At 63.2% G+C, this 23,137-nt stretch carries 21 protein-coding genes and 1 pseudogene; 16 read left to right on the top strand and 6 right to left on the bottom strand.

The genetic code is table 11. The features are described from left to right. Window position 1: 1 nt before the first annotated feature. From LMG28727_RS13845 to LMG28727_RS13830, 4 genes are all read left to right on the top strand, one after another. Window positions 2–847, top strand: a complete 846-nt coding sequence (locus tag LMG28727_RS13845; RefSeq protein ID WP_201642914.1) for an ABC transporter ATP-binding protein — start codon at window positions 2–4, stop codon at window positions 845–847. A gap of 101 nt (window positions 848–948) precedes the next feature. Continuing rightward, on the top strand, window positions 949–1,710 hold the full coding sequence (locus LMG28727_RS13840; protein WP_201643302.1) for an ABC transporter permease: 762 nt from the start codon (window positions 949–951) through the stop codon (window positions 1,708–1,710). A 62-nt stretch (window positions 1,711–1,772) separates the two neighbouring features. Beyond that, entirely contained in the window at window positions 1,773–3,218 is a 1,446-nt protein-coding gene (locus LMG28727_RS13835; RefSeq protein ID WP_201642913.1) for an amidohydrolase family protein, read from the top strand. 135 nt (window positions 3,219–3,353) lie between these two features. Next, window positions 3,354–3,605 carry a DUF1488 family protein gene (locus LMG28727_RS13830; protein WP_201642912.1) on the top strand — a complete coding sequence of 84 codons (252 nt, stop codon included), beginning with the start codon at window positions 3,354–3,356 and terminating at the stop codon, window positions 3,603–3,605. A gap of 82 nt (window positions 3,606–3,687) precedes the next feature. On the opposite strand, the gene LMG28727_RS13825 is transcribed toward LMG28727_RS13830, so the two are convergent. Further along, the gene (locus tag LMG28727_RS13825; RefSeq protein ID WP_201642911.1) at window positions 3,688–4,617 is read right to left on the bottom strand and encodes a LysR family transcriptional regulator; all 930 of its coding nucleotides are present in this window, start codon (window positions 4,615–4,617) and stop codon (window positions 3,688–3,690) included. Window positions 4,618–4,869: 252 nt separating this feature from the next. On the opposite strand from LMG28727_RS13825, the gene LMG28727_RS13820 reads away from it, so the two are divergent. Beyond that, window positions 4,870–5,643 (top strand): SDR family NAD(P)-dependent oxidoreductase, encoded by a 774-nt coding sequence (locus LMG28727_RS13820; protein ID WP_201642910.1) that lies wholly within the window; start codon window positions 4,870–4,872, stop codon window positions 5,641–5,643. Window positions 5,644–5,692: 49 nt separating this feature from the next. On the opposite strand, the gene LMG28727_RS13815 is transcribed toward LMG28727_RS13820, so the two are convergent. After that, window positions 5,693–7,141 (bottom strand): DHA2 family efflux MFS transporter permease subunit, encoded by a 1,449-nt coding sequence (locus tag LMG28727_RS13815; RefSeq protein ID WP_268960480.1) that lies wholly within the window; start codon window positions 7,139–7,141, stop codon window positions 5,693–5,695. Between the two features lie 109 nt (window positions 7,142–7,250). Between LMG28727_RS13815 and LMG28727_RS13810 the strand changes: the two genes are divergently transcribed. Next, entirely contained in the window at window positions 7,251–8,111 is an 861-nt protein-coding gene (locus LMG28727_RS13810) for a LysR family transcriptional regulator (protein ID WP_201642908.1), read from the top strand. A gap of 149 nt (window positions 8,112–8,260) precedes the next feature. Here the strand turns inward: LMG28727_RS13810 and LMG28727_RS13805 are convergent, their stop codons facing one another. Next, a complete protein-coding gene (locus tag LMG28727_RS13805) occupies window positions 8,261–8,698 on the bottom strand; it encodes a carboxymuconolactone decarboxylase family protein (RefSeq protein WP_201642907.1) in 438 nt (145 codons plus the stop codon). 268 nt (window positions 8,699–8,966) lie between these two features. On the opposite strand from LMG28727_RS13805, the gene LMG28727_RS13800 reads away from it, so the two are divergent. After that, complete coding sequence (locus LMG28727_RS13800) at window positions 8,967–10,016, top strand: NAD(P)/FAD-dependent oxidoreductase (protein ID WP_201642906.1); 1,050 nt, start codon at window positions 8,967–8,969, stop codon at window positions 10,014–10,016. 149 nt (window positions 10,017–10,165) lie between these two features. On the opposite strand, the gene LMG28727_RS13795 is transcribed toward LMG28727_RS13800, so the two are convergent. After that, on the bottom strand, window positions 10,166–10,405 hold the full coding sequence (locus LMG28727_RS13795; RefSeq protein ID WP_201642905.1) for a hypothetical protein: 240 nt from the start codon (window positions 10,403–10,405) through the stop codon (window positions 10,166–10,168). Between the two features lie 211 nt (window positions 10,406–10,616). On the opposite strand from LMG28727_RS13795, the gene LMG28727_RS13790 reads away from it, so the two are divergent. The 5 genes from LMG28727_RS13790 (at window position 10,617) to LMG28727_RS13770 (ending at window position 15,930) form a co-directional block, all read left to right on the top strand. Further along, window positions 10,617–12,575, top strand: coding sequence for a PAS domain-containing hybrid sensor histidine kinase/response regulator (locus tag LMG28727_RS13790; protein ID WP_201642904.1), 1,959 nt, complete (start codon window positions 10,617–10,619; stop codon window positions 12,573–12,575). Window positions 12,576–12,797: 222 nt separating this feature from the next. After that, entirely contained in the window at window positions 12,798–14,066 is a 1,269-nt protein-coding gene (locus tag LMG28727_RS13785) for an acyl-CoA dehydrogenase family protein (protein WP_407945846.1), read from the top strand. A gap of 37 nt (window positions 14,067–14,103) precedes the next feature. Further along, a complete protein-coding gene (locus LMG28727_RS13780; RefSeq protein WP_201642903.1) occupies window positions 14,104–14,709 on the top strand; it encodes an SAM-dependent methyltransferase in 606 nt (201 codons plus the stop codon). Next, entirely contained in the window at window positions 14,706–15,359 is a 654-nt protein-coding gene (locus LMG28727_RS13775) for a glycosyltransferase (RefSeq protein ID WP_201642902.1), read from the top strand. Before LMG28727_RS13780 ends, LMG28727_RS13775 begins: the two co-directional genes overlap by 4 nt. 67 nt (window positions 15,360–15,426) lie before the next feature. After that, window positions 15,427–15,930 carry a DUF421 domain-containing protein gene (locus LMG28727_RS13770; RefSeq protein WP_201642901.1) on the top strand — a complete coding sequence of 168 codons (504 nt, stop codon included), beginning with the start codon at window positions 15,427–15,429 and terminating at the stop codon, window positions 15,928–15,930. Between the two features lie 38 nt (window positions 15,931–15,968). Here LMG28727_RS13770 and LMG28727_RS13765 read toward each other — a convergent pair whose 3' ends face one another. Then, the gene (locus LMG28727_RS13765) at window positions 15,969–17,366 is read right to left on the bottom strand and encodes an MFS transporter (protein ID WP_201642900.1); all 1,398 of its coding nucleotides are present in this window, start codon (window positions 17,364–17,366) and stop codon (window positions 15,969–15,971) included. 234 nt (window positions 17,367–17,600) lie between these two features. Here LMG28727_RS13765 and LMG28727_RS13760 point away from each other — a divergent pair, with 234 nt between their 5' ends. After that, window positions 17,601–17,750 (top strand): hypothetical protein, encoded by a 150-nt coding sequence (locus tag LMG28727_RS13760; RefSeq protein WP_201642899.1) that lies wholly within the window; start codon window positions 17,601–17,603, stop codon window positions 17,748–17,750. 324 nt (window positions 17,751–18,074) lie between these two features. On the opposite strand, the gene LMG28727_RS13755 is transcribed toward LMG28727_RS13760, so the two are convergent. Beyond that, the gene (locus tag LMG28727_RS13755; protein ID WP_201642898.1) at window positions 18,075–18,212 is read right to left on the bottom strand and encodes a hypothetical protein; all 138 of its coding nucleotides are present in this window, start codon (window positions 18,210–18,212) and stop codon (window positions 18,075–18,077) included. Window positions 18,213–18,701: 489 nt separating this feature from the next. Here LMG28727_RS13755 and mprF point away from each other — a divergent pair, with 489 nt between their 5' ends. The 3 genes and pseudogenes from mprF to LMG28727_RS13740 all read left to right on the top strand — a co-directional run. Then, window positions 18,702–21,254 carry a bifunctional lysylphosphatidylglycerol flippase/synthetase MprF gene (gene mprF, locus LMG28727_RS13750; protein ID WP_407945848.1) on the top strand — a complete coding sequence of 851 codons (2,553 nt, stop codon included), beginning with the start codon at window positions 18,702–18,704 and terminating at the stop codon, window positions 21,252–21,254. Then, window positions 21,251–22,516 carry a virulence factor family protein gene (locus LMG28727_RS13745; RefSeq protein WP_201642897.1) on the top strand — a complete coding sequence of 422 codons (1,266 nt, stop codon included), beginning with the start codon at window positions 21,251–21,253 and terminating at the stop codon, window positions 22,514–22,516. The genes mprF and LMG28727_RS13745 overlap by 4 nt, the downstream gene beginning before the upstream one ends. A 454-nt stretch (window positions 22,517–22,970) precedes the next feature. After that, window positions 22,971–23,137 (top strand): annotated as a pseudogene (locus LMG28727_RS13740) (threonine ammonia-lyase, biosynthetic); the annotation flags it as partial.

Here is a 23,137-nt window from a genome sequence, read left to right as displayed (position 1 = left end):
CATGGCCGCGACTCATGCGTATATTCCCAAAGCCTCCGCGCCGTTGCTATCGGTGCAGCGAGTCGACAAGCGCTATCCGAACGGCACGGTCGCGCTCGAAGACGTGCGGCTCGCAATCGAACCGGGCGAGTTCATCTCGTTGCTGGGTCCGTCGGGTTGCGGCAAGAGCACGTTGCTGAAGATGTTCGCCGGGATCGAAACGCCGACGCATGGTCATATCCGTTGGTGGGGGCAGCCGTTCGACACGGTGGGCTCACCAGGACGGCGTATGTCGATGGTGTTTCAGGAAGCCACGCTGATGCCGTGGGCGAGCGTCGCCGATAACGTGCGTCTGCCGCTCGATCTCGCGCACGTGCCGCGTCGCGAAGCGGATGCGCGGGTAGCCGAAGCACTCGACGGCGTAGGCCTTGGCACATTCGGCAAGGTGTTGCCGCGCGAACTGTCGGGTGGCATGCAGATGCGCGCGTCGCTCGCGCGGGCGCTGGTCACCGAGCCGGATCTGCTGCTGCTCGACGAACCGTTCGGCGCGCTCGACGAATTCACCCGCAACCGGCTCGACGGCGATCTGCGTGAGCTGTGGAAACGGCGTGGCATCACGGTGGTGTTCGTCACGCACAGCATTTACGAAGCGGTGTATCTGTCGAGCCGCGTCGTCGTGATGGGCGCGCGGCCTGGGCGGATCATCGCCGAGGTGCCGATCGACGACAGCCAGGCAGGCGTGCTGGAGCGCGACGACGCCTACCGCGTCAGCGAGCCGTTCATGCGGCATTGCAAGACGCTGTCGGAGTTGATTGCCGATGCGCACCGCGCATCGTTTGCAAACGAAGCAACAGGAGTGCAATCATGACAGGCGAAGTGCTGGTGGGTCATTCGGCTAACACGCGGCGGGACGCGGCGACGACTGCCGCCGCGAAGCCCGCGCGTCGGCCGTTGCTGCAACGTCCCGGAATGGCGAAGGCATTGGCACCGTGGATCGTCGGTGTGCTCGTGCTCGCGATGTGGCAGGCGTGGTGCGTGCTGATGAAGGTGCCCGCGTATCTGGTGCCGTCGCCGTCGGCGATCGTGACGGAGTTGATCCAGGACGCGCCGCTGCTGTTCGGCAGTCTGCTCGCCACGTTGAAGATCACGTTGCTGGCTTTCGCGCTGGCAACCGTGCTGGGCGTCGCGATTGCGTTGCTGTTCGTGCAGAGCCCGCTGATCGAGGCGAGCCTGTTTCCGTACGCGATCCTGTTGCAGGTCACGCCGGTGGTCGCCATCGCGCCGTTGATCATCATCTGGGTCAAGGACATGAACACCGCGCTGGTGTTGTGCGCGACGCTCGTTGCGTTGTTCCCGATCATCTCGAACACAGCGCTCGGTTTGCGCAGCGTGAACCCCGGCCTCATCAACCTGTTCAGGATCAACCGTGCGACGCGCTGGCAGACGTTGGTGCGTTTGCGCATTCCCAGCGCACTGCCGTATTTCTTCGGCGGGCTGCGGATTTCGAGTGGCTTGTCGCTGATCGGCGCCGTGGTCGCGGAGTTTGTCGCGGGGACGGGCGGCAGTGGCGCAGGCCTCGCGTATCAGATTCTGCAAGCGGGCTTTCAGTTGAATATTCCGCGTCTGTTTGCTGCACTGCTGCTGATTACCGTGACGGGCGTCGTGCTGTTCGCGATCACCGCATGGGTGTCGCGCATCGGGTTGCGCGGCTGGCACGATAGCCAACTCTGATTCTTTCGCGCCCAGGCGTTCAGGTTTGCATTCAGACATTCAGGCATTCACGCATCAGGCTTATGACAACACACACTACGCAAGCTTCGACGCTGATCCGCAACGCGGCCGCCATCATGACCGGCGCAAGCGGTTCAGCCGATGACCCCGCACGCGTGAAAGGTCCCGACATCCGCATCGTCGGCGACTCGATCGACGCGATTGGCGCGCTCACGCCGCATCCCGGCGAGACGATCGTCGATGCAACCGATTGCGTGATTTATCCAGCGTGGGTCAATACCCACCATCATCTGTTCCAGTCTCTGCTCAAGGGCGACACAGCAGGTCTCGACGCGACGCTCACACCATGGCTCGCCGCCACGCCGTACCGTTTTCGCGCGTTGTTCGACGAGCGGCGTTTTCGCCTCGCGGCGCGCATCGGTCTGATCGAACTGGCGCGCTCGGGTTGCGCAACGGTCGCCGATCACAACTACGTGTACTACCCGGGCATGCCGTTCGACAGTTCGGCGATTCTGTTCGACGAGGCTGACAAACTCGGCTTGCGCTTCGTATTGCTGCGCGGCGGCGCGACCCAGACGCGGCAACTCGAAGCGGAGTTACCGACGGCATTGCGTCCCGAAACACTGGACGCCTATGCCGCCGATATCGAACGTCTCGCCGCGCGATACCACGATGCGTCGCCACGTGCGAAGCAACGTGTCGTCGTCGCGCCGACCACCGTGCTGTATTCGATCTCCGCCGCTGAAATGCGTGAGACGGCGGCGCTCGCGCGGCGTCACGGCTTGCGTCTGCATAGCCATCTGTCGGAGACGGTCGGCTATCAGGACAGCGCGCACGCGATGTACCGGCAGTCGCCGGTCGCGTTCTGCGGCGAGCACGACTGGCTCGGCAGCGACGTCTGGTATGCGCATCTGGTGAAGGTCGATGCCGACGAAATCGCGTTGCTCGCGCAGACCGGCACGGGCGTCGCGCATTGTCCGCAGAGCAATGGGCGGCTCGGCAGCGGCATCTGTCCGGTGCGCGAGATGGCGGATGCGGGCGTGCCGGTATCGATTGGCGTCGATGGCGCGGCATCGAATGAAGCGGCCGACATGATCTCCGAAGTGCACATGACGTGGCTCGCGCAGCGCGCGCGACTCGGCATGATGGCGCAGCCGACCTACCGCGGCGGCAGCTTCGAAGGCGGTGCGAATGCAGCCAGCATCGCCGACGTGATTCATTGGGGCACCGCGGGCGGCGCGCAGATCATGGGGCTCGACGAAGTCGGCAAGATTGCGGTGGGTTTCGCCGCGGACCTCGCGGTGTACCGGCTCGACGATCCGCGCTATTTCGGCTTGCACGATCCGGCGATCGGACCCGTCGCGTCGGGTGGACGACCGTCTTTGGCGGCATTGTTTTGCGCGGGCAGGCGCGTGGTCGCCGACGATCAGATCGACGGCGTCGATCTGAAGGAACTCGCGCGTGAAGCGAGGTCGGCGGTGCGGGAATTGCTGGAAGAGGCGGCCTGAAGCGAAACATAACGTCATACGCCCAGCGTGAGTGGCGCGGCCTGGCAAGCCCGCAATACGGAGCAAAAACCGCTTGACCGCGCCACTCATTCAGCGCAACGTCCAAAAGGAGATGAACAACTGCCGGAGCCCGACATGTCGCTCAACTTCCCGAACCCAAGTCGCAGCTATGACGCTTATCATCATTGCGTGAACTTCTGGGGCTACGACAATGCACGCGAAATCGCTTTCGCGATCAACGATTCGGTGCTGTCGAATCTCAGCCCCAACGCGGGCTCAGACGAACCCGCAGTACTGGCCGCATTCGACCAGCATCGCGAGCAAATATTGATGCTCGCGCGCGGCGTGTATGTTCCCGGTTCGCAAAATCGCTATACGATTGGGTAGCTGCGCTCCGTCGCAGCGCAGCAGATTGGCGTCGCCATCCACTCGGTACACCGGATACTTCGCGCATACTGCGATTCACGCTTTAAACAGCCGCTTCGCGCGCTGTGCCGCCCGTCAGCGTCACAATAAAATCGTAGAACGCCCGCACCTTTGCCGGCGGATGATGTCGCGACGGATAAAGCGCGTACAGCGGATAAACCTCGTCGCCCCAATCGGGGAACAACTCGACCAGCTTGCCGCTCGTCAGCAACGTTTCCGCACCGAGCGACAGAATCTGCGCGATCCCCTGGCCCGCTGCGCAGGCGCTATGCAACGTGCCTACGTCGTTCACCGTCAAGCGGCCCTGCGGTGTAATCATCTGTTTCTTGCGCCCGCGATGAAACTCCCACGCGAACGGGTAGCCCGTGAGCGGGTCGCGAAACTTGATACACACATGCTTGCCGCTTTCGAGGTCGGCCGGGTTCACCGGATGACCATGCTTCTTCAGGTACGACGGCGCGGCCACGGTGAGGATGCGGGTATCGAGCAGCTTGCGCGCGATCAGCGTCGACACGGGCGGCTCGCCGAAACGGATCGCCAGATCGAAGCCGTCGGCGACCATATCGCCCAACTGGTCGCGCGTAATCAGTTCGAGTTGCAGATCGGGATGCTTGTCGATAAAGCCGCCCAGTCGCGGCCCTAGTACGAGACGCGAAAAGAACGGGTCCATGTTCACGCGCAGACGTCCACGTACAGCAGTGGCGCCCTGCGCGGCGGATGCCGCGGCCTCTTCTAGCCCACCCAGCAGCGGCACGATCTGTTCGTAGAAGCGGCGCCCCTCGTCGGTCAGCATGACCGAGCGTGTGGTGCGGTCAAATAGCCGGATACCCAAACGCGCTTCGAGTCGTGCGACGGAACGGCTCACCCCGGATTGCGACATGTCCAGCGCTTCACCCGCTGCGGCGAAACTGCCGCAGTCGACGATCGCTGTCAAGACGCCCATGCCGTTCAGCATGCGCTCGTCAAATGGCATGTGATCTTCCTTTTGTTATGCATTAATGCACGACATGCTAACGCGAAAGTTGGCTTTGATTCACGCGACCAAGCCGCCTAACCAGGCCTGTCAACGCTTATCAATGATTCGATGTCATGAGTGCAATGAGAGCGACGCTATCGCGTCAATCGCGCGCTGGGCGTTAGTCTGTTTGAACTTGACCGGCATACGATGTAATGGGCTTCTCGCTATGCGTCGGGCATATTTAGATGACTTAATGGAGATTCCGTGATGTCGCGAGTTTTTATTACCGGTTCTGCCGATGGACTTGGGAAAATGGCGGCTCGTCTGCTCGTCGAGGCAGGGCACGAGGTCGTTTTGCACGCGCGCAGCGCCGCGCGAGCTGACGATGCACTGAAGGCAGTGCCCGGTGCACAGACTGCACTCGTCGGCGATCTGTCGAGTATCGCGGCGACCATTGCGCTTGCCGCGCAGGTCAATCAGCTCGGCCGCTTCGATGCCGTGATTCACAATGCGGCGGTCGGCTTTCAGGAGCCGCGCCGGGTGGCGAGCGTCGATGGGTTGCCGCATGTGTTCGCGGTCAACACGCTGGCTCCGTATATGTTGACCGCATTGATCGAGCCGCCGAAGCGGCTCGTCTATCTGAGCTCGGGTTTGCATCGCAGCGGCGATGCGAGTCTGGTCGACCTGGCGTGGGAGCGGCGTCCGTGGCAGGGGACCGCCGCGTATTCGGACTCGAAGTTGCACGACGCGCTGCTGGCGTTCGCGATCGCGCGTCGCTGGCCAGGGGTGTTGTCGAATGCGCTGGAGCCGGGCTGGGTCGCGACGAAAATGGGCGGCAGGGGCGCGCCGGACGATCTACAGGCCGCGCCGACAACCCAGGTCTGGCTCGCGGTCAGCGACGAACCGGCGGCCATGGTGAGCGGCGGGTATTTCTATCACATGAAGCCGCGTGACACGCATCCGGCGCTGCGCGACGTTGCAGCGCAGGAGCGCTTGATCGAAGCGTGTGAAGGTTTCTCGGGCGTGCGCTTGCCGGGGTGAGGCTGGTCATGCTTCTCCCCAAGCCGCGGCCCAAGCCGCCGCCCCCACCTCAACGCCCGGCGCTCGGCGCCGCCTGACCCCGCACGGGACTCGTACCCGACGCGTCGTCGAGGTGACGGAAAATCCACGCCGACACCAGCGTAATCACGCCGACACACACGAAGCTCAGCCGGAACCCGAGTTCGGCCGAACCCCATTGCGCGGAGAACACATTCACCAGCCCGCCGCCGATCGACACGCCCAACCCGATCGCCAGCATCTGCACCATTGAAAAGAGGCTGTTGCCGCTGCCCGCATCTTCGTGAGACAGGCCCTTGAGCGTGACGCTGTTCATCGCCGCGAACTGCATGGAATTGGCCGCGCCGAACACCGCCAGGATCGCAGCCTCGATCACGAGCGGGGTGCCGCGCGAAATCAGCGCGAACGACACGATGGCCGACCCGACGATCACCGTATTGACCAGCAGGAACGTGTCATAGCCATAGCGGCGCACGAGCGGGGCGATCCAGCGCTTGGCGAGCGTGCCGGCCAGCGCGGCGGGCAGCATCATCAAGCCGGAATGCAGCGGCGAATAGCCCAGTTGCAATTGCAGCAGCAGCGGCACGAGAAACGGCACCGCGCTGGAGCCGACGCGGCAGACCAGATTGCCGATCAGGCCGACGCTGAAGTTCGGCTCGCCAAACAGCGAGAGCTTGAAAAGCGGGTCGCGCCGATGCCTGGCGTATGGAATGTAGGCCAGCGCGCTCACCACCGCGAGCACGAACAGCCCCGCCGACCATGCGGCCCGATGCGAATGAGCCGGCGCGTCGATCGCGAGCGAGAACGCGATCATGCATAGCGACAGCAACCCGCAGCCGATAAAGTCGAACGGCGGCGCCTTGGCTTCACCATGCGACGGCAGATACCGTTGCACCGCGTACAGACCCACCGCGCCGATCGGCACATTGATCAGAAAAATCCAGTGCCACGTGATGGCCTGAACGAAATAGCCGCCGAGCGTCGGGCCGGCGATCGGCCCCAGTTGCCCCGCAATCGAAATAAACGCGAGCGCCGAGACGTACTGTTCGCCCGAGACGCTGCGCAGCACGGCGAGCCGTCCGATCGGCAGCAGCATCGAGCCGCCGACGCCTTGCAGCACGCGCGCCATCACCAGTTGCCCGAGCGTATGCGCGCTCGCGCAGCAGACCGAGCCGAGCACGAAGATCAGAATCGCCGTGAAGTACACGCGCCGCGTGCCGAAGCGGTCGGCGAGCCAGCCGGAGGCGGGCGTAAGCATGGCCATGGTCAGCGTGTAGGCCACCACGATCGGCTGCATCGCGAGCGGCGCGACGTGCAGGCTATGGGCAATCGACGGCAGCGCGGTGTTGACGATCGTCGTGTCGAGCGATTGCATGAAAAAACCGGCGGCGACGATCCACAGTAGCGCGGTCTGGGCGGAATCCTTGGTCATTTTTTTCGGCGCGCCCGGAGGCCTGGATGGCGTCTGCGCGCGGGGCAATCATGGGGGGAATTCCGTCATGATATTGACATTGCCGTCAATCGGGAACCCCACTAGGAGTGTTGACTGTTATCGACTTTGCCGATAACCAGCGCGACAATGTTGCATCATGCTCAATCCCATCTGGCTCAAGACTTTCGCCACCGTCGCCGCCTGCCATAGCTTTACCGACGCAGGGCGCCGGCTGAACCTGACGCAGTCGAGCGTCAGCGAACATATCCGGCGGCTCGAAGAGAGCGTTGGCCGGCGCCTGTTCGTGCGCGACACCCATTCGCTGGCGATGACCCCCGACGGCGAGGCCATGCTCGCGCATGCCAGCGTGATCCTGCAGGCGCTCGCGCGGGCCGAATCGCAGTTCCGCGCGCCGCGTCTGAAAGGCCGCGTGCGCCTCGGTTCATCGGACGATGTCGCGCTCGGCCCGCTGCCCACCGTGCTGGCGGCGTTTCGCGACGCGCATCCCGATGTCGAACTGGAAATCACCATCGGCATGACCGGCAAGCTCTACGAACTGCTCGACGCAGGGGAGATCGATCTGCTGGTGGGCAAACGCCGTCTCGGCGACCGGCGCGGCGTACCGCTTTTCACCGGACGGCTGGAGTGGCTGGCGCGCGCGGGCACGCTGGTCGATCTGAGCCAGCCGCTGCCGCTGATTCTGGTCGCCGAGCCAAGCGTGACGCGGGCGGTCGTGCTCGACGCGTTGGCGGAGGCGGGCTTTAGCTGGCAAGTGGTGTGCACCAGCAGCAGCCATTCGGGTTGCATTGCCGCTGCGCGCGGCGGGCTGGGCATTACCGTGCGTCCGCAGTATCTGGCCGCGCGCGGACTGACGCCGCCGTTGAATGCGGCCGGTCTGCCGACGCTGCCTTCGGTGGAATTCATCGCGCTCGCGGCGAAGCGGCTCAGCCGTCCTGCGGGAACGCTGCTGCAATTGCTGCATGACAGCGACCTGCGGGGCTCGTGGATCGGCGAATGAGAATGCGGCGGGAAAAAACGCTGTTGCGCAAGGGCTTCGCAGGATAAGACGAGACACGACATGACACCGCGAGTGGCGGCAGCGCGGGAGGCTGATTAAGCATTCGCCCAAGCGTTTGCATCATCAGCCTCCCGTGCAGCGCGGAGCCTTCATGCGGGCATCTTGCGGAAAGCAATCGCAAAGCGGTTCCATGCGTTGATCGCCGAGATCAGCAGCGTCAGGTCGACCAGCTCCTCATCGCTGAAATGCGGACGCACGGTTTGCCACACGGCGTCAGGCACGTGCTCGTGCGACACCAGCGTCACCGCTTCGGTCCATTCGAGCGCGGCGCGTTCGCGGTCGGTGAAGAACGGTGTTTCGCGCCAGACCACCACGGTGGCGAGACGCCGTTCGGTTTCGCCGCCTTTGCGGGCGTCAGTGGTGTGCATGTCGACACAAAATGCACAGCCGTTGATCTGCGACGCACGCAGGCGCACCAGTTCGGTCAGCGATTTTTCGAGCGCCGATTTGCCGATCCGTTCTTCAACGCCGAGCAGTGCCTTGATGGCGGCGGGATTGGCTTTATAGAAGTCGAGACGTTGTTCCATGATGCACTCCTGAGTGGATGGTTGAACGCGGAGCGGGACGCTGTTTTTGCCGGCATTCCGTGACGCGATGAATGAATCTTAGTCCTCGAAATGGATTCTAAAAATGACCGATTCAGGCTAATTTCAGGTAACCACTTTTGCGTGTGAACGAGCGTGAGCAAGGTCTGGGGCAAATCGCGCAAGCGTCCTTATCACCTGTAATGGCATCGTTGCTGCGCTTCTGTCGATTCGGTATGGTGAGCCATCGCCCAATTGAAGAGACATGCTCATGACGTCCGCCGCCGCTTCCTGTTCGCCGCCAGTCCGCTCCGACGTCCTGATCGTCGGCGCCGGCCCCGTGGGCCTGTTTGCGGCTTTCGAAGCCGGCGTGATCGGCCTGTCATGCCAGATCGTCGACGTGCTCGACAAGGTCGGCGGCCAATGCATCGAGCTTTATCCCGACAAGCCCATCTACGACATTCCCGCCATTCCGTCGTGCACCGCGCGCGAGCTGGTCGATCGGTTGATCGCGCAGTGCAAGCCGTTCAACGTGCCGATTCACCTCGAACAGCGGGTCGAATCGGCCGAGCAGCGCGCAGATGGTCGCTGGACCGTGCTGACCCACGGCGGTCTTACGTTCGACGTCGCGGCTATTCTGCTGGCCGCGGGCAACGGCGCGTTCGTGCCGCAAAAGCTGGCGCTCGCTGAAGCCGTGCCGCTGGAGACACGTCATGTGCATTACAGCGTGCCGCGTCTCGCCGATTTCGCCGACCGGATCGTGGTGGTCGCCGGCGGCGGCGATTCAGCGCTCGATTGGGCACTCGCGTTGCGCAAGGTTGCGCGGCGCGTGACGCTGGTGCATCGGCGCAATGGGTTCAGCGCGGCCGATTCGAGTGTCGAATTGATGCGGCGCGCGGTGGCGGCAGGCGAGATGGATTTTATGGTCGGTGCAATTGCGGGGCTCAACGTCGAGGGCGACACGCTGAAGTCGCTGACGTTGCGCCAGCTCGAAGGCGAGACGCAACTCGATACCGAGCATGTCGTTGCGCTATACGGACTGGTAGCGGACCTCGGTCCGATCGCCCAGTGGGGACTGACGATTCATGGCGGCCGTGTCGATGTGGATACCTCCTGCTATGAAAGCTCGCGGCCTGGCATTTTCGCGGTGGGCGACATTGCCAATTATCCGAATAAGCAGAAGCTGATTCTGTCGGGATTTCACGAAGCGTCGCTCGCGCTGCGCAAAGCGTATTCATATGCTTATCCTGACAAAAAGCGCGTACACGTTCATTCGAGCTATGACGCGAAGCTCGCGGAAAAAGTCGGGGCGGCAGGGTGAATACGCTTTCCCGTCCCGATGATTTATCCATTCCGGGCATAGCGGTTTCTTCAGGCGGACCGGTCGCGACAATGCTGTCACGACCGGCCTTTCCAGAGGTGACGCATTCGAGCCTGGCGTTCGGCTCAAATGCCGTTCAGCGTTAAACGTTATTTCCCCTCCGGCTGACTCGCGCCCGCTGCCGCCGCGCTGGCCGCCTTGTCTTTCTTCTTCGCTTCGTGATGGCCGACTGCGCAGCCTGCGGCTGCGCCGGCCACGCCATGATCCCCGGCAACGTGGCCGGTGACGCCGCCAACCACGGCGCCTTTAGTGCAGCCTTCGGCATGGGCGACGGTGCTGGCAAGTGCCAGGGCGGCGGCGAAGGCGAGGGTCGTGAAGGCTTGTTTCAATTGAGGCTCCTTTAGGTCGATGCTTCGAAGTGAAGTAGCCATCGAAGTAGCAAGCGCGGGGCCTGATATTTCGCACCGAGCACGGCAGCGCTGCGTCGCGCCGCCTCCAGACCTGGATCGGTGCGCCCCTGGGTGAAACCATAAGGCACAGGGCGAGGCAACGCCCCACGCGCGGTGTATGCTTCCGGCAAAACCCCTCTACTTTCGCACAATGAACCAGCTTGATGTTCCTCCTCCCCGTGACAACGATAAGCCGCCCCGTGTGGCCGCAACGCGTCCGTCCCGGCCTCTCGACGTCGATTACTGGCAACTCGTGCAGGCGATCGAAGACTATGCAATCTTCCTGCTCGACGCCACGGGGCGCATCGTCAGCTGGAACGTCGGGGCGCAGATGCTGCAGGGTTACACGGAACCGGAAATCGTCGGTCAGCATTTCTCGCGCTTTTATACCGAAGAAGCCGTAGCGCGCGGCTGGCCCGCGTATGAGTTGCAACAGGCGTCGCTGACCGGCCGTTTCGAAGATGAAGGCTGGCGGGTTCGCAAGGACGGCACGACCTTCTGGTCGAACGTCGTGATCACGGCGATCCGTAACGATGCCGGCGTCCTGACCGGCTTCGCGAAGATCACCCGCGACCTGAGCGCGCAGCGCGAGTATGTCGAAGCGTTGCGGCAAAGCGAGGAGCGGTTCCGGCTGCTGGTCGACAGTGTCAAGGATTACGCGATTTTCATGCTCGATCCGCAAGGCTTCGTGATCAGCTGGAACGCGGGCGCGGCGCGCATCAAGGGATACATGCGCGAGGAAATCGTCGGCCGGCATTTCTCGCAGTTTTATCTGCCTGAAGAGGCCGCGGCGGGCAAGCCAGCGCGTGAGCTGGCCATCGCGCGGCAGATCGGCCATGTGGAAGACGAAGGCTGGCGAGTGCGCAAGGACGGCACGACCTTCTGGGCGAACGTCAACATCACGGCCGTGCATGACGAGTCGAACCGGTTGCGCGGCTTCGCCAAGGTCACGCGCGATCTGACTGAGCGGCGTCAGCGAGAAGAGGCAGAGCGCTCAAGCGAACGGCTGCGGGAGTTTATTGCGACGCTTGCGCATGAGTTGCGCAACCCGCTTGCGCCGGTGCGCAATGCGGTGGGCGTGATGCAGCTGGAAGTCGGTTTGAGCCCCACGCTGGCGCGTTCACGCGACCTGATCGACCGTCAGGTCACGCACCTCACGCGGCTCGTCGACGATCTGCTCGATGTGGGCCGGATCATGTCGGACAAGGTCGAGCTGCGCTATGCGCGCGTCGATCTGGCAGAGTTGGTCGCGCGCGCCACCGAGGCCGCGCGGCCGTTCACCGATGGGCGCGAACAGCAGGTCGTCGAGCATCTGCCGGTCGATCCGATGACCATTCGCGGCGACATGACACGGCTCGTGCAGGTGCTGCAAAACCTGCTGCACAATGCGTCGAAGTTTTCGCCGGTGGGCAGCACCATCGACGTGTCGGGCCGTATCGACTACAACATGGCGGTGATCGAGGTGCGCGATTCGGGGTGCGGTATTGCCGCGCGTTCGCTAGACCGGATTTTCGAACTGTTCGCGCAGGAAAAGGCGTCGCAGAGTTCGGGCGAGGGGGGGCTCGGCATCGGTCTGACGTTGTGCAAGTCGCTGGTGGAAATGCATGGCGGCAGCATTTTTGCGAGCAGTGACGGGCCGGGATGCGGCAGCGCATTCACGCTGAGTTTGCCGCTCGCAGCGGGGCCGGCCGATGCCGCTGCCGATGAAACAGGCGCCGCACCGCAGGAGGTGCCGTCATTGCGAATTCTGCTGGTCGACGACAACCACGATTCCGCCGACAGCCTCGCGATGCTGCTCGAACTCAAAGGCCACGAAGTGCGCATCGCCTACTCCGGCGAGCAGGCGATCCAGATCGGGCCACGCTTTGCGCCTCACCTTGGCGTGATCGACATCGCGATGCCAAAGATGGATGGCTACGCGACCATCGCCGTACTGCGTGACATGCCTGAGCTGGCCGACACGATGTATGCGGCGATGACGGGTTTCGGTCATGCAAGCGACCGCGAGCGCACCCGTGAAGCGGGTTTTCATGCTCACCTTGTGAAGCCGGTGGAGATGGCATTGTTCGATGATCTGCTCGCGCGGGTGGAGGCGCGGCGGCGGGGTTAGGCGTTCCTTGGCCGGCTTCCTAACCGTTTCGCGCCCGCAGTCGAGGCCGCGCTGCCGTCTCGCCAACGGGGTGCGCGCTGACCTTCGCATAGATCGAAGTCCCTGAAGATCGCAACATGCACACGTGTCTGATCGCTAAGGCACGACGCTTGCTGTGCGCTTTGTATGCTCTGCCGCCAATTGAAAGCGCGCGGGCTGATCGAAGCGTTTCAGGGAGGCACGATGCTCGATACGCGTGACCGTACGGCCGCCGTCAATTCGCGGTCTTTTGCAGATTCCGGCGGGACGTCCGGCAATACTTCATTGCCGGCTGGTAAAAGCGTCAGCCGCGACGGGCTAATTCCGCGCGATTCCGATTCCGATTTCATTTCCGGCGCGACATCTGAAGAGGCCTCTGCGCAACAACGTGGTTTGCAGCAGGAAGGAACCGTTGCTGCATCGCTCGACCACGTTTTGCGCGGCATGCGTCTCGATTCCCACGATCCCGTCTCACCGGGCGAGGCTTTGCGCACGCTCGTCGAACATGGCTATGACCGTGCGCCATGGCTGCCGCTCCCCGCTCAGGGCCAGACGCTGGCCCGCTGGCGCGTGCTGGCGGCCGTCGCCGCGTGCGACCTGTCGCTCGTCAAACTGTTCGAAGGTCATACCGACGCGCTCGCCATCCTCGCGGAACTGCGCGGTCCTACACCGCCTGCCGCGAGCCGCTGGGCCGTGTGGGCTGCCGAACCGCCCGATGCGCGGGTGCAGGCGGTCCGCGCAGGAATCCGAAACAATGCCGCCGATAACCCGCAGGTGTATCTGACCGGGACCAAGGCATGGTGTTCGGGCGCGGAGGCCGTCAGCCACGCGCTCGTCACCGTGTGGCTGGATAACGAGCCGGTGCTAGCCGCCGTCGCGATGGATCACGCATCGATCTCGATCGATACCTCGAAGTGGCAGGCGGTCGGCATGCGGAGCACGGCAAGCGCCGATGTCAGGTTCGATAAAACGCCTGCGACGCTGGTCGGCGCGGCGCATGCGTATGTGCGTCGGCCGGGGTTCTGGCACGGCGGCGCAGGGATCGCTGCGTGCTGGTACGGGGCTGCTGCACAAATCGGCCGCACGCTGCGCGCCGCCTGCGCGCAGCGTGCCGATCCACATCGACTCGCTCATCTCGGTGCGGTCGATGTCGGCCTCGCGTCGGCTGCCGCCGTCCTGCGCGAAACGGCGGTGCAGATTGACGCCAATCCGCTCGCGGATGCACAGCGTGAAGCCATGCGCGCGCGTCTCGCAGTCGAAGAAGCGGCGACGGCCGTCATGACTCACGCGACGCGCACGCTCGGCGCGGGTCCGCTGTGCCGCGACGCGCGCTTTGCCCGCGCGCTCGCCGATCTGCCGGTGTTCCTGCGGCAAAGTCACGCGGAGCGCGATCTGGCGTCGCTCGGCGAACTCGTGGCAGCCGCTGATGCCGTTGAGGCGATCACGCCGGGAGCCGCGCCATGGACGCTCTGAGATTCCAGGTGAAATTCATTGGGCGGAGGATGCCCGCATGAACTCGACGGCCCAATACTTCGACGATCTCTATCAGCAGAGCGACGATCCGTGGAATCTGCGCGAAGGCTGGTACGAGCGTCGCAAACGCACACTAACGCTCGCGTTGCTGCCGCGTCCGCGTTACCGGAACGCCTTCGAGCCCGGTTGCGCGAATGGCGAATTGACAGCGGAGTTGGCCACGCGTTGCGATGCGCTACTCGCCGCCGACCTTCATGAGCGCGCCGTGACGTTGACCCGCGAACGCGTCGCCGGCATGCCGCAAGTGCGTGTCGAACAACGCACCGTGCCGCTCGAATGGCCGACCGAAGCTGGGCCGTTCGATCTGATCGTCATCAGCGAATTCGCCTATTACCTGCATACCGATGAACTCGAAACGCTGGCCGCGCGGATCGCCGCGTCGCTGACCACGGACGGCACGCTGCTCGCCTGTCACTGGCGGCGGCCCTTTGCCGAAGCACTCGAATCCGCCGATACCGCGCATGCGCTGTTCGATGCGCGATGCGGTCTGTCGCGTCTCGCGCATCATGACGAAGCCGATCTGCTGATCGACGTCTGGTCGCGCGACGCACGTTCGGTCGCTCAACGCGAGGGGCTCCTATGATCGGCGTGATCGTTCCTGCGCACAACGAAGAGGCGTTGCTCGCGCCATGCCTGGCGGCGTTGCTCGAAGCGTCGCGTCACGAGGATCTCGACGGCGAAACGGTGCGGATCGTGGTCGTGCTCGACGCCTGCAATGATTTTTCCGGTGCGATTGCGCGGGCCTACGGCGTCGAGACGTTGACACTGAAGGCGCGCAACGTGGGCATTGCGCGGGCCACCGGCGCCGATTTTCTGCTCGCGGACGGCGCTCGCTGGCTCGCGTTTACCGATGCGGACAGTCGCGTGTCGGCGACATGGCTAGTCGCGCAGCTATCGCTCGACGCGGACGCGGTCTGCGGGTCAATCGCCGTCGACGACTGGAGCGCGCATCCGCACAGCGTGCGCGAATATTTCCGCAAAACTTATGTCGACGCGGACGGACATCGGCATATTCACGGCGCGAATCTCGGTGTATCGGCGCAGGCTTACCGGCAGGCCGGCGGCTTTCCGCCGCTGACCTGCAGCGAAGATGTCGCACTGGTCGACCGCCTGATTGCGATTAACGCGCGGATTGCGTGGAGCGCCGCGCCGCGTGTGATTACCAGTGCGCGCGCGGCGGCCCGCGCGAGCGGCGGCTTCGGCGATACGCTCGCGGCATGGGCGGCCGGATAACCAGCGCGGCGTGGGTTGTCCGATTGGGGAGCGGCTCCCGTCAGCCGCGTGCCGCGAGGAGGGCGACATGATGAATGCGATCTTCGTTCTGTTCGGCGAGGGCCGTGATCTCAATACGTTGCAGATGGGTCTGCGCGCGATCGTCGTGTTCGTGATTGCATTGCTGCTGATTCGCGTATCAGGCCGGCGTTCGTTTGGGCAACGTTCGCCGTTCGACTCGGTGGTGGTGATCCTGTTGGGCGCTACGCTGAGCCGCGCGATTGTCGGCGCGTCGCCGTTCGTCGCGACGGTGGTGTCGTCATTGGTCATCGTTGCGTGTCACCGGTTGCTGGCGCTTGCGTGTGTGCACTGGCGCCGGTTCGAGCGGCTGGTGGGCGGCCTCGAACGCGAGGTGTTTCGCGACGGTGCGTTCAATTCACGCGAGATGGAAGCGGCGCTGATCACGCGAACCGACGTTCACGAAAGCGTGCGGCAGAAAACCGGCGCCCGCTCGATGGACCACGTGGCCGCGGCGATTCTCGAACGCAACGGTGATATCAGCGTGATCCACAAGCCACCGCGAGAAAGCTGACGGAAGTGGCTGAGGTGACCGAGGGGGCGGAGCGGCGCTTAGCCCCGGCCGCCACGGGAGATCTCCGCGCCCGCGCCGCGCGGCATGCGCAGCGTGACTGGAATCGACGCAAACGAGCACAGTCCCACCACCAGAAACGCCGGCCAGAAATCCGACCACATGATGCTCGGATGCCCATGCATTACTCGCGAAATCTGCAGCACGATACCGCCGACCGTTACGCCCAGACCCAGCGACATCTGCTGGACGACGCTACCGAGACTCGTGGCGCGCCCCACGTCGCGGCTGGCGATTTCGGCATACGTCAGCGAGTTCAGACTCGTGAATTGCAACGCAGGGAAGAAGCCGCCGAGCAGCACGACCACCCAGATGAGCCATGTTGGCGTGCCGGGGAAAAACAGGCCACACGCTGCGATCGAGATGCCCGACAGCGCTGCGTTGACCACCAGCACCGAGCGGAAGCCGAAGCGCCGCAGCACGGTGGAGGCGACCGTGCGCATGAACATGCCGCCGAACGCCGACGCGCAGGTGATCAAGCCGGACTGGAATGCGCTCATGCCGTGACCTTCCTGCAACATCAGCGGCAACAGGAACGGCAGCGCGCCAAGGCCGATCCGGAACAGCGAGCCGCCGAGCACGCTCGCCTGAAAGGTCGGCACCTTGAAAAAGCGCAAGTCGAGCAGCGGCAGTTTGGCGCGCTGTGCGTAGACCACATAGATTGCGAGCAGGACCGCGCCGATTCCACACATGCCAAATGCGTCCGCATTTGAAATCAGTTCGCCGCCTACCAGCGACAACCCCAACAGCAGCAGCACGGCGCCCGCCGCCGACAGCACGAAACCGATCCAGTCGAGCGGCCCCGGATGCGGTTCGCGCGTGTTGGCGATGAACCGGTTAGTCAGATAGATGCCGAGGATGCCGATTGGCACGTTGATAAAAAATATCAGACGCCAATGCAGATACGTGGTGATAAAGCCGCCGAGCAGGGGGCCGGCGGCAGGACCGAGCATGGCCGGGACGCTCAGATAGTTCATTGCGCGAATAAAGTCGGCTTTGTCGACCACCCGGAAGATGATGATTCGCCCGACCGGCACCATCATCGCGCCGCCGACCCCCTGCACGAAGCGCGCAAGCGTGAAGGTGGCGAGCGAATTCGACGCCGCGCACAGCAGCGAGCCCGTGACAAAGATGCCGATGGCGGTACGGAAGATGGTGCGCGCGCCGAAGCGGTCGGCCAGCCAGCCGCACACGGGAATGAACACGCCGAGGCCGAGTACGTAGCTCGTGACCGCGATTTTCAGCGTGACCGGGTCGCGCCCGAAGTCGCGGGCCATGGCCGGTAGCGCGGTGACGATTACGTTCGCGTCGACGCTTTCCATGAACATCGCGCACGCGACGATGAGGGGCGCTATCAGAGCTTTTTGGACGACAGTCATGAAGGCGGGTTTTGCGGCGAGCGGTCGCAGGCAAAGGGGTCATTATTGCACCTGTACGGTGCGGATTGTTAATAGACGCCCGTTTGATGGTGCCCCTTGTGAAATTTCTGACGAAAGAGGCGCTGTGACTGTCGTGCAACACCGCTAGTCAATGTTTAATTTTTGTTGCAGCGCGGCATAGGAACGCTATAATCGGGTTATTCCCTAGGTATAAACCCTAAACAGGAGTTGACCATGAACACCGCTTCCAACGCTGCTGCCCGTGCCACTGCTGCTCGCAATACAACCTGGTTGGGTAAATTGCGCGCTTTGGCGCTGCATGCACTGAACCTGCATCTGCAAAACTGCGCGGTCATCGCAGAAGCGCACCGCCGTCCGCAGTAAGACTGACTGGCGTTGTGGGCTGTGTCCACGTCCACAGGGTGAGGCGGGTGCAGGAAGGGGCTCGCCGGGCCGCGTGTGCGGTCTGTGATGCGCTCGAATCGATCAGGTAATTCCCCGCAGTCCTTTATTCGCGCTCTGCCCGTTTGCAACTAGCAGGCGGGCTGCCGCCAGCGTGGCGCGCGACGTTGTTCTAAAAGGACCCGGCACCCATTCGCATAGCGGCTCCGATGCTGCAAAACCGGCGATACGCCCGGCACGAGGTCGCTGGCTTGTGGCGTCGTCATACGCGGGTTCTGAACCTCGCGTTCGCCAGGGCCACGCGCTTTAGTCGCTGGCGGGGGTTGACCGGGACGCCTCCGCGCGTGTCTTCGTCGCTCGCGCGGACAAGGCGCTCATCAAAAGCAGCGTGGACACCAGTCCCACCAGATAGACGCCTGCCATCACCCAATCCTGATCTGCCATTATCGTTCCCCTTCATGTGCCGGCCTTCACGTGGCACGTGCTGCGCATTTCATCGTGCCATTGCTCACGATTACGGCGCGCGGTGGAAAACCTTGATGCTCCAGAACCGCATCCAGTGCGGCAGTTGATGGACGCGGCGCGGTCCTAGCGCCCACCCATGCAGAATGGGGTCGAATGGCAATCAACACGCGCTCGCCTTAACCGTTGATCCTCCGGTTTGCTCCCGTCATCGAAACAAAACCGAATCGGTAAGTTCGACCGTCTACCGATTGACGGCCTCATCAAGCGCGCCCTCTTAATGGCCTGCTGAGTTAATTCCTCAGGAAATCACTACCCCTGTCAACCTTTTGGTCGGTTTGCCGTTATCCCTTTGTAATCGCCAAAAGCAGGCGACGCCGCGATGGACGTTCCGTCGTCGCGACAGCTCCACGCAAGGCCCGCATGACCATGTTTCGTCGCAATAACGATAAATCCGGCCGGTTAGGCGCGATGCTCAGCCGGGCGTCGACAGCCCTCGGCAACCGGGGCATCCTCTCGCCAGTGCTCGCCCTCGTTATCTGCGGGCTGTTGCTGCTCGTCTTCCAGCATTTGTCCCAGGCCGTCGACTATCGCTCGGTCATCCGTCAGTTGCGCGAGCTCACGGCTGGCGAATGGAGCGCCGCGCTCGGCGCCACTGCATTGAGCTACGTGGCGCTGGTCGGCCGCGACGCGGTCGGCCTGCGTTACCTGGGCGCGGTCGTGCCGCGGATGGCGCTATGGATTGGCGCGACGGCGGGCTCCGCGCTCGGTAATGCCACCGGCTTCGGCGCGTTGACAGGCGGCGCCGTGCGCGCGCGCGTCTACGGCGTGGCGGACGTGACCCCGGCGCAGATCGGCCGCATGACGGTGTTCACGAGCGTCTCGCTGGCGCTCGCTCTGGTATTGATGACGGCGCTCGGCATGGTCTGCAAGGCCGGCTCGATTGCGCCGATGCTGCATCTCACGCCCATCACGCTGCGCTGGATCGGCGCGGCGCTGCTCGTGGCGCTCGCGCTCGCGGCCATCGCATGCCGCAGCGAAACGCGCGCGGTTCGCACCCGCTGGCAGTGGCTTTCATTCGATATCCCGGCGCGCCGCGATCTGCTCGCACAAGTCGCGCTCGCGGTCCTCGACGTGGTAGCGGCAGGGCTCGCATTGTGGGCGCTGCTGCCGCACGCAGACGTGAGCTTCGTCACCTTCATCACCGTCTATGCAGCGGCCATGCTGCTCGGCATGATCGGCCATACACCCGGCGGGGTCGGCGTATTTGAAGCGGCGATGGTATTCACCCTGAGCCGCAACGTGCAAACGCATCAGATGCTTGCCGCGTTGCTCGCGTACCGCGCCATTTACTTCGGTGTCCCGCTGATCGTGTCGGCGGCATTGCTGGCGGGTTTCGAAGGCCGCTTGCTGAAAAAGCGCCTGCCGATGCTACAGGCGCAAGCCGCAGCGAAACTCGCGCCACTGTTTTTGAGCCTGGTGACCTTCGTGGTCGGCGGGATGCTGGTCATTTCCAGCGCGACGCCTGCGTTCTGGCAACGCATCCATATCTTGCGCGACGTCGTGCCGCTGTGGGTGATCGAAAGCTCGCAGATGCTGTGCAGCGTGCTCGGCGTACTGCTGCTGTTCGTCGCGCGTGGTTTGCTGCGGCGCCTCGACGCCGCATGGTGGATGACACTCGCACTCGCGGTGGTGAGCCTCGCGTTGTCGCTGACCAAAGGCCTCGCGTTCGTGGAAGCGGGCGTGCTAGGCATGCTGATCGTGTTGCTGCTGTCCACGCGCCGGCGTTTCAACCGTCATTCGTCGTTGTTTGCCGAGCGTTTTACGGCGGGCTGGCTGGTGTCGGTGGCCATGGTGCTGATGCTGGCCACGTGGGTGATGTTGTTTGCTTTCCGCGACGTGCCGTACACGCAGGACTTGTGGTGGCAATTTGCATTCGACGAACGCGCACCGCGTGCGCTGCGCGCGACGCTCGCCGCGAGCCTGTTCGCCGCGACGTTCTCGTTCTGGCAATTGCTGCGTCCAGCACCGGGCCGTTTCGTCAAACCGGCGCCCGAAGATCTGCACGACGCCGCGCGCATCGTGCGCGCGCAGGAGCGCAGCGACGCGGGTCTCGCGCTGATGGGCGACAAGAGTTTTCTGTTCTCCGAGTCACGCCAGGCGTTCCTGATGTACGCAAAAAACGGCCGCACGTGGGCCGCTTTGCATGATCCGGTTGGGCCGCGCGAAGAGTGGGCTGGGCTGATCAGCAAGTTCGTCGCGCTCGCGCATGCACATGGCGGTCGCGCAGCGTTCTATCAGGTCCGCGCGAACGCATTGCCGCTTTATCTCGACGCCGGTCTCACGCTGATGAAACTCGGCGAAGAAGCGCACGTCGTGCTCGACGATTTCGATCTGAAGGGCGCGCACCGCGCGCATCTGCGCTATGCGCTCAAGCGCGGTGAGCGCGACGGCTTTACGGTCGAAGTGATCGATCAGGCGAATGTGCCGGCGTCGCTGGACACACTGCGCCAGATTTCCGATGGCTGGCTCGATAGCCGCGATGCTCGCGAGAAAAGCTTCTCGGTGGCCGCATTCACCGACGAATACCTCGCTGCGCAATCGGTGATGCTGGTTCGCCAGAACGGCGAACCCGCTGCTTTCGTGACCTTCATGACGACCGATCTGAATACCGAAGCAACGGTCGGCGTGATGCGTCATGTGGAAAGCGCGTCGCCGTACGCAATGGAATATCTGTTCACACAACTGGCGCTGCATCTGAAGCAGGCGGGTTTCCGCTCGCTCAGTCTTGGCATCGCGCCGCTCTCCGGCATGTTGCCGACGCCACTCGCATCGCGTTGGCATCGGCTGGCCGGCATCATCTGGCGCTTCGGCGGCCGCTTCTATAACTTCCGCGGACTGCGTGCTTTCAAGAGCAAATTCCAGCCGCATTGGGAGCCGCGTTATCTCGCGGCGTCGGGTTCGGTGGGCGTCTTTTTCACGCTCGCGGACCTGTCATTGCTGGCGGGAGGCCGGCGTTCATGACATTGCATCCATTCTTCAAGCTCGCCGTCGCGGCGGGCCTCGTGACTTGTGCGGCGTTCGCGCAGGCATCCACCAGTACCGTACCGGGCGGCCGTTATGGCGACGTCACCGTGACGCAACCCGCCGGTCCGTTGCGTGGTTTTGTGGTGCTTTATTCGCAGGCCAGTGGCTGGAGCCCGGCGGATCAGCAAAGCGCCGATGCGCTCGCCAAGGCCGGTGCGTTGACGGTCGGCGTGGATACCGCGCGTTACGCGGCCAATCTGAACGCGAAGAAAGAGACCTGTCATCAACTGGTGGGCGATGCTGAAGCACTGAGTCACCAACTCGAACGTCAATCGCAATCGAGCCATTATTTCGCGCCGATCGTCGCGGGTACGGGGCAGGGCGCGACGCTCGCGATGCATGTGCTCGAACAGGCGCCTTCGAATACGATCGCGGGTGCCGTGTCGGTCGATGCCGAGCGTACGCTCGACGCGCGTTTTGAACCCTGTCCGCCGGATCCAACGGTGATTCGCGACAAGGTGCCGGGTTTTGTCGAAAAGGACCCAGCCGCTAGCGCCGATCGTGCGCGACTCGTGTCGCTGGTCACACCGCATCTGCAAGCCGTGTCGACGGGCGACGACGATGTTTCGGATCTGCCGCTGATCGAATTGCCTGCCGCGCATCCGAACGGCCTGATGGCGATCGTGATTTCCGGCGACGGTGGTTGGCGCGATCTCGACAAAACCATCGCACAGGCTTTGCAGAAAGACGGCGTGTCGGTAATCGGTTGGGACAGTCTGCGCTATTTCTGGAGCGAGAAGCCGCCTGCGCAAACCAGCCGCGACCTCGCTCGCGTGATGCAGACTTACGGCACGCGTTGGCATGCGCAGCACATCGCGCTGGTCGGTTATTCGTTCGGCGCTGACGTGATGCCGTTCGCGTATAACCGTTTGCCTGAGGCGCAGCGCGCGAAAGTGTCGTTGATTTCATTGCTCGGCTTCGCGCCGGACGCCGATTTTCAGATTCGGGTGGGCGGCTGGCTGGGTATGCCGGCTAGCGACAAGGCTCTGAAAGTACAGCCCGAGTTGACGCGCGTCCCGCCTGCCATCGTGCAATGCTTCTACGGTGAAGACGAGAAGGAAACGTTGTGTCCGGCGTTGACGAAAACCGGCATCGACGTGATTCGTACTTCGGGCGACCACCATTTCGGCGGCAACTATGATTCGCTGGAGCAGCGCATTCTCGTCGCTTTCAAAAAGCAGAGTGGCGCGCACGACTGATCGTTGTGTGAGAGGACGTGTCGCCCGTGCTACGTGCTGCGCTTCAGTTACGGAGCGTAGCGCGCGGTAAAGCGCCGTAGTGGGATCGTTGATTTTGGCCCGCTTTTCAAGCGCTATTTCGCGTGACCTTTCGATTTGCTTGCTCATTGATCTGCGACAGGGTTAGCCCTTTTCACTTCAGTGCGGCGCGAGTTTCACAGCTTCTGTCACGCCTTCTGTCACATCGCGCACAGGGATTGACAAAGCGCGCGAAGTCAACGAAGATCGAACGCATGAACTGCACCCACATCCGTATTGCGCTGATTATTAGCATCATTCATCGAATGGTGGGTTAGCGCGCGTCTGGTAGCAGTGACACATTAACCCGCCCCACGAGGCGGGTTTTTTTATGTCCGCTCTGCCTGCCTCCTGGTGAACTCTTTGCTGATTCGTCTTGCCCTCCCAGGAGCTTGCCTTGAAGTTATTCGAATTCGAACATGCGGTCGAAGCAGCCGATAGCGTCGCGCTTCGCCACGACTACCTGAAAAAAACCCTGACCGCGCGCGTCTACGACGTGGCCCGCGAGACCGAACTCGAACGCGCGCCGAATCTGTCGGCGCGGCTGCGTAACCCGGTATATCT

The organism is Paraburkholderia metrosideri, assembly GCF_904848625.1.
In the GTDB taxonomy this organism is placed as follows: Bacteria; Pseudomonadota; Gammaproteobacteria; order Burkholderiales; family Burkholderiaceae; genus Paraburkholderia; species Paraburkholderia metrosideri.
The sequence above is the reverse complement of the archived record's forward strand: the minus strand, read 5'-3'. Positions and strand labels throughout refer to the sequence as shown.

Coding starts and splice junctions, on each gene's coding strand:
- LMG28727_RS13845 (WP_201642914.1), top strand. CDS start 2: ATGGCCGCGACTCATGCGTATATTCCCAAAGCCTCCGCGCCGTTGCTA.
- LMG28727_RS13840 (WP_201643302.1), top strand. CDS start 949: ATGGCGAAGGCATTGGCACCGTGGATCGTCGGTGTGCTCGTGCTCGCG.
- LMG28727_RS13835 (WP_201642913.1), top strand. CDS start 1,773: ATGACAACACACACTACGCAAGCTTCGACGCTGATCCGCAACGCGGCC.
- LMG28727_RS13830 (WP_201642912.1), top strand. CDS start 3,354: ATGTCGCTCAACTTCCCGAACCCAAGTCGCAGCTATGACGCTTATCAT.
- LMG28727_RS13825 (WP_201642911.1), bottom strand. CDS start 4,617: ATGCCATTTGACGAGCGCATGCTGAACGGCATGGGCGTCTTGACAGCG.
- LMG28727_RS13820 (WP_201642910.1), top strand. CDS start 4,870: ATGTCGCGAGTTTTTATTACCGGTTCTGCCGATGGACTTGGGAAAATG.
- LMG28727_RS13810 (WP_201642908.1), top strand. CDS start 7,251: ATGCTCAATCCCATCTGGCTCAAGACTTTCGCCACCGTCGCCGCCTGC.
- LMG28727_RS13805 (WP_201642907.1), bottom strand. CDS start 8,698: ATGGAACAACGTCTCGACTTCTATAAAGCCAATCCCGCCGCCATCAAG.
- LMG28727_RS13800 (WP_201642906.1), top strand. CDS start 8,967: ATGACGTCCGCCGCCGCTTCCTGTTCGCCGCCAGTCCGCTCCGACGTC.
- LMG28727_RS13790 (WP_201642904.1), top strand. CDS start 10,617: ATGAACCAGCTTGATGTTCCTCCTCCCCGTGACAACGATAAGCCGCCC.
- LMG28727_RS13785 (WP_407945846.1), top strand. CDS start 12,798: ATGCTCGATACGCGTGACCGTACGGCCGCCGTCAATTCGCGGTCTTTT.
- LMG28727_RS13780 (WP_201642903.1), top strand. CDS start 14,104: ATGAACTCGACGGCCCAATACTTCGACGATCTCTATCAGCAGAGCGAC.
- LMG28727_RS13775 (WP_201642902.1), top strand. CDS start 14,706: ATGATCGGCGTGATCGTTCCTGCGCACAACGAAGAGGCGTTGCTCGCG.
- LMG28727_RS13770 (WP_201642901.1), top strand. CDS start 15,427: ATGATGAATGCGATCTTCGTTCTGTTCGGCGAGGGCCGTGATCTCAAT.
- LMG28727_RS13765 (WP_201642900.1), bottom strand. CDS start 17,366: ATGACTGTCGTCCAAAAAGCTCTGATAGCGCCCCTCATCGTCGCGTGC.
- LMG28727_RS13760 (WP_201642899.1), top strand. CDS start 17,601: ATGAACACCGCTTCCAACGCTGCTGCCCGTGCCACTGCTGCTCGCAAT.
- LMG28727_RS13755 (WP_201642898.1), bottom strand. CDS start 18,212: ATGGCAGATCAGGATTGGGTGATGGCAGGCGTCTATCTGGTGGGACTG.
- mprF (WP_407945848.1), top strand. CDS start 18,702: ATGCTCAGCCGGGCGTCGACAGCCCTCGGCAACCGGGGCATCCTCTCG.
- LMG28727_RS13745 (WP_201642897.1), top strand. CDS start 21,251: ATGACATTGCATCCATTCTTCAAGCTCGCCGTCGCGGCGGGCCTCGTG.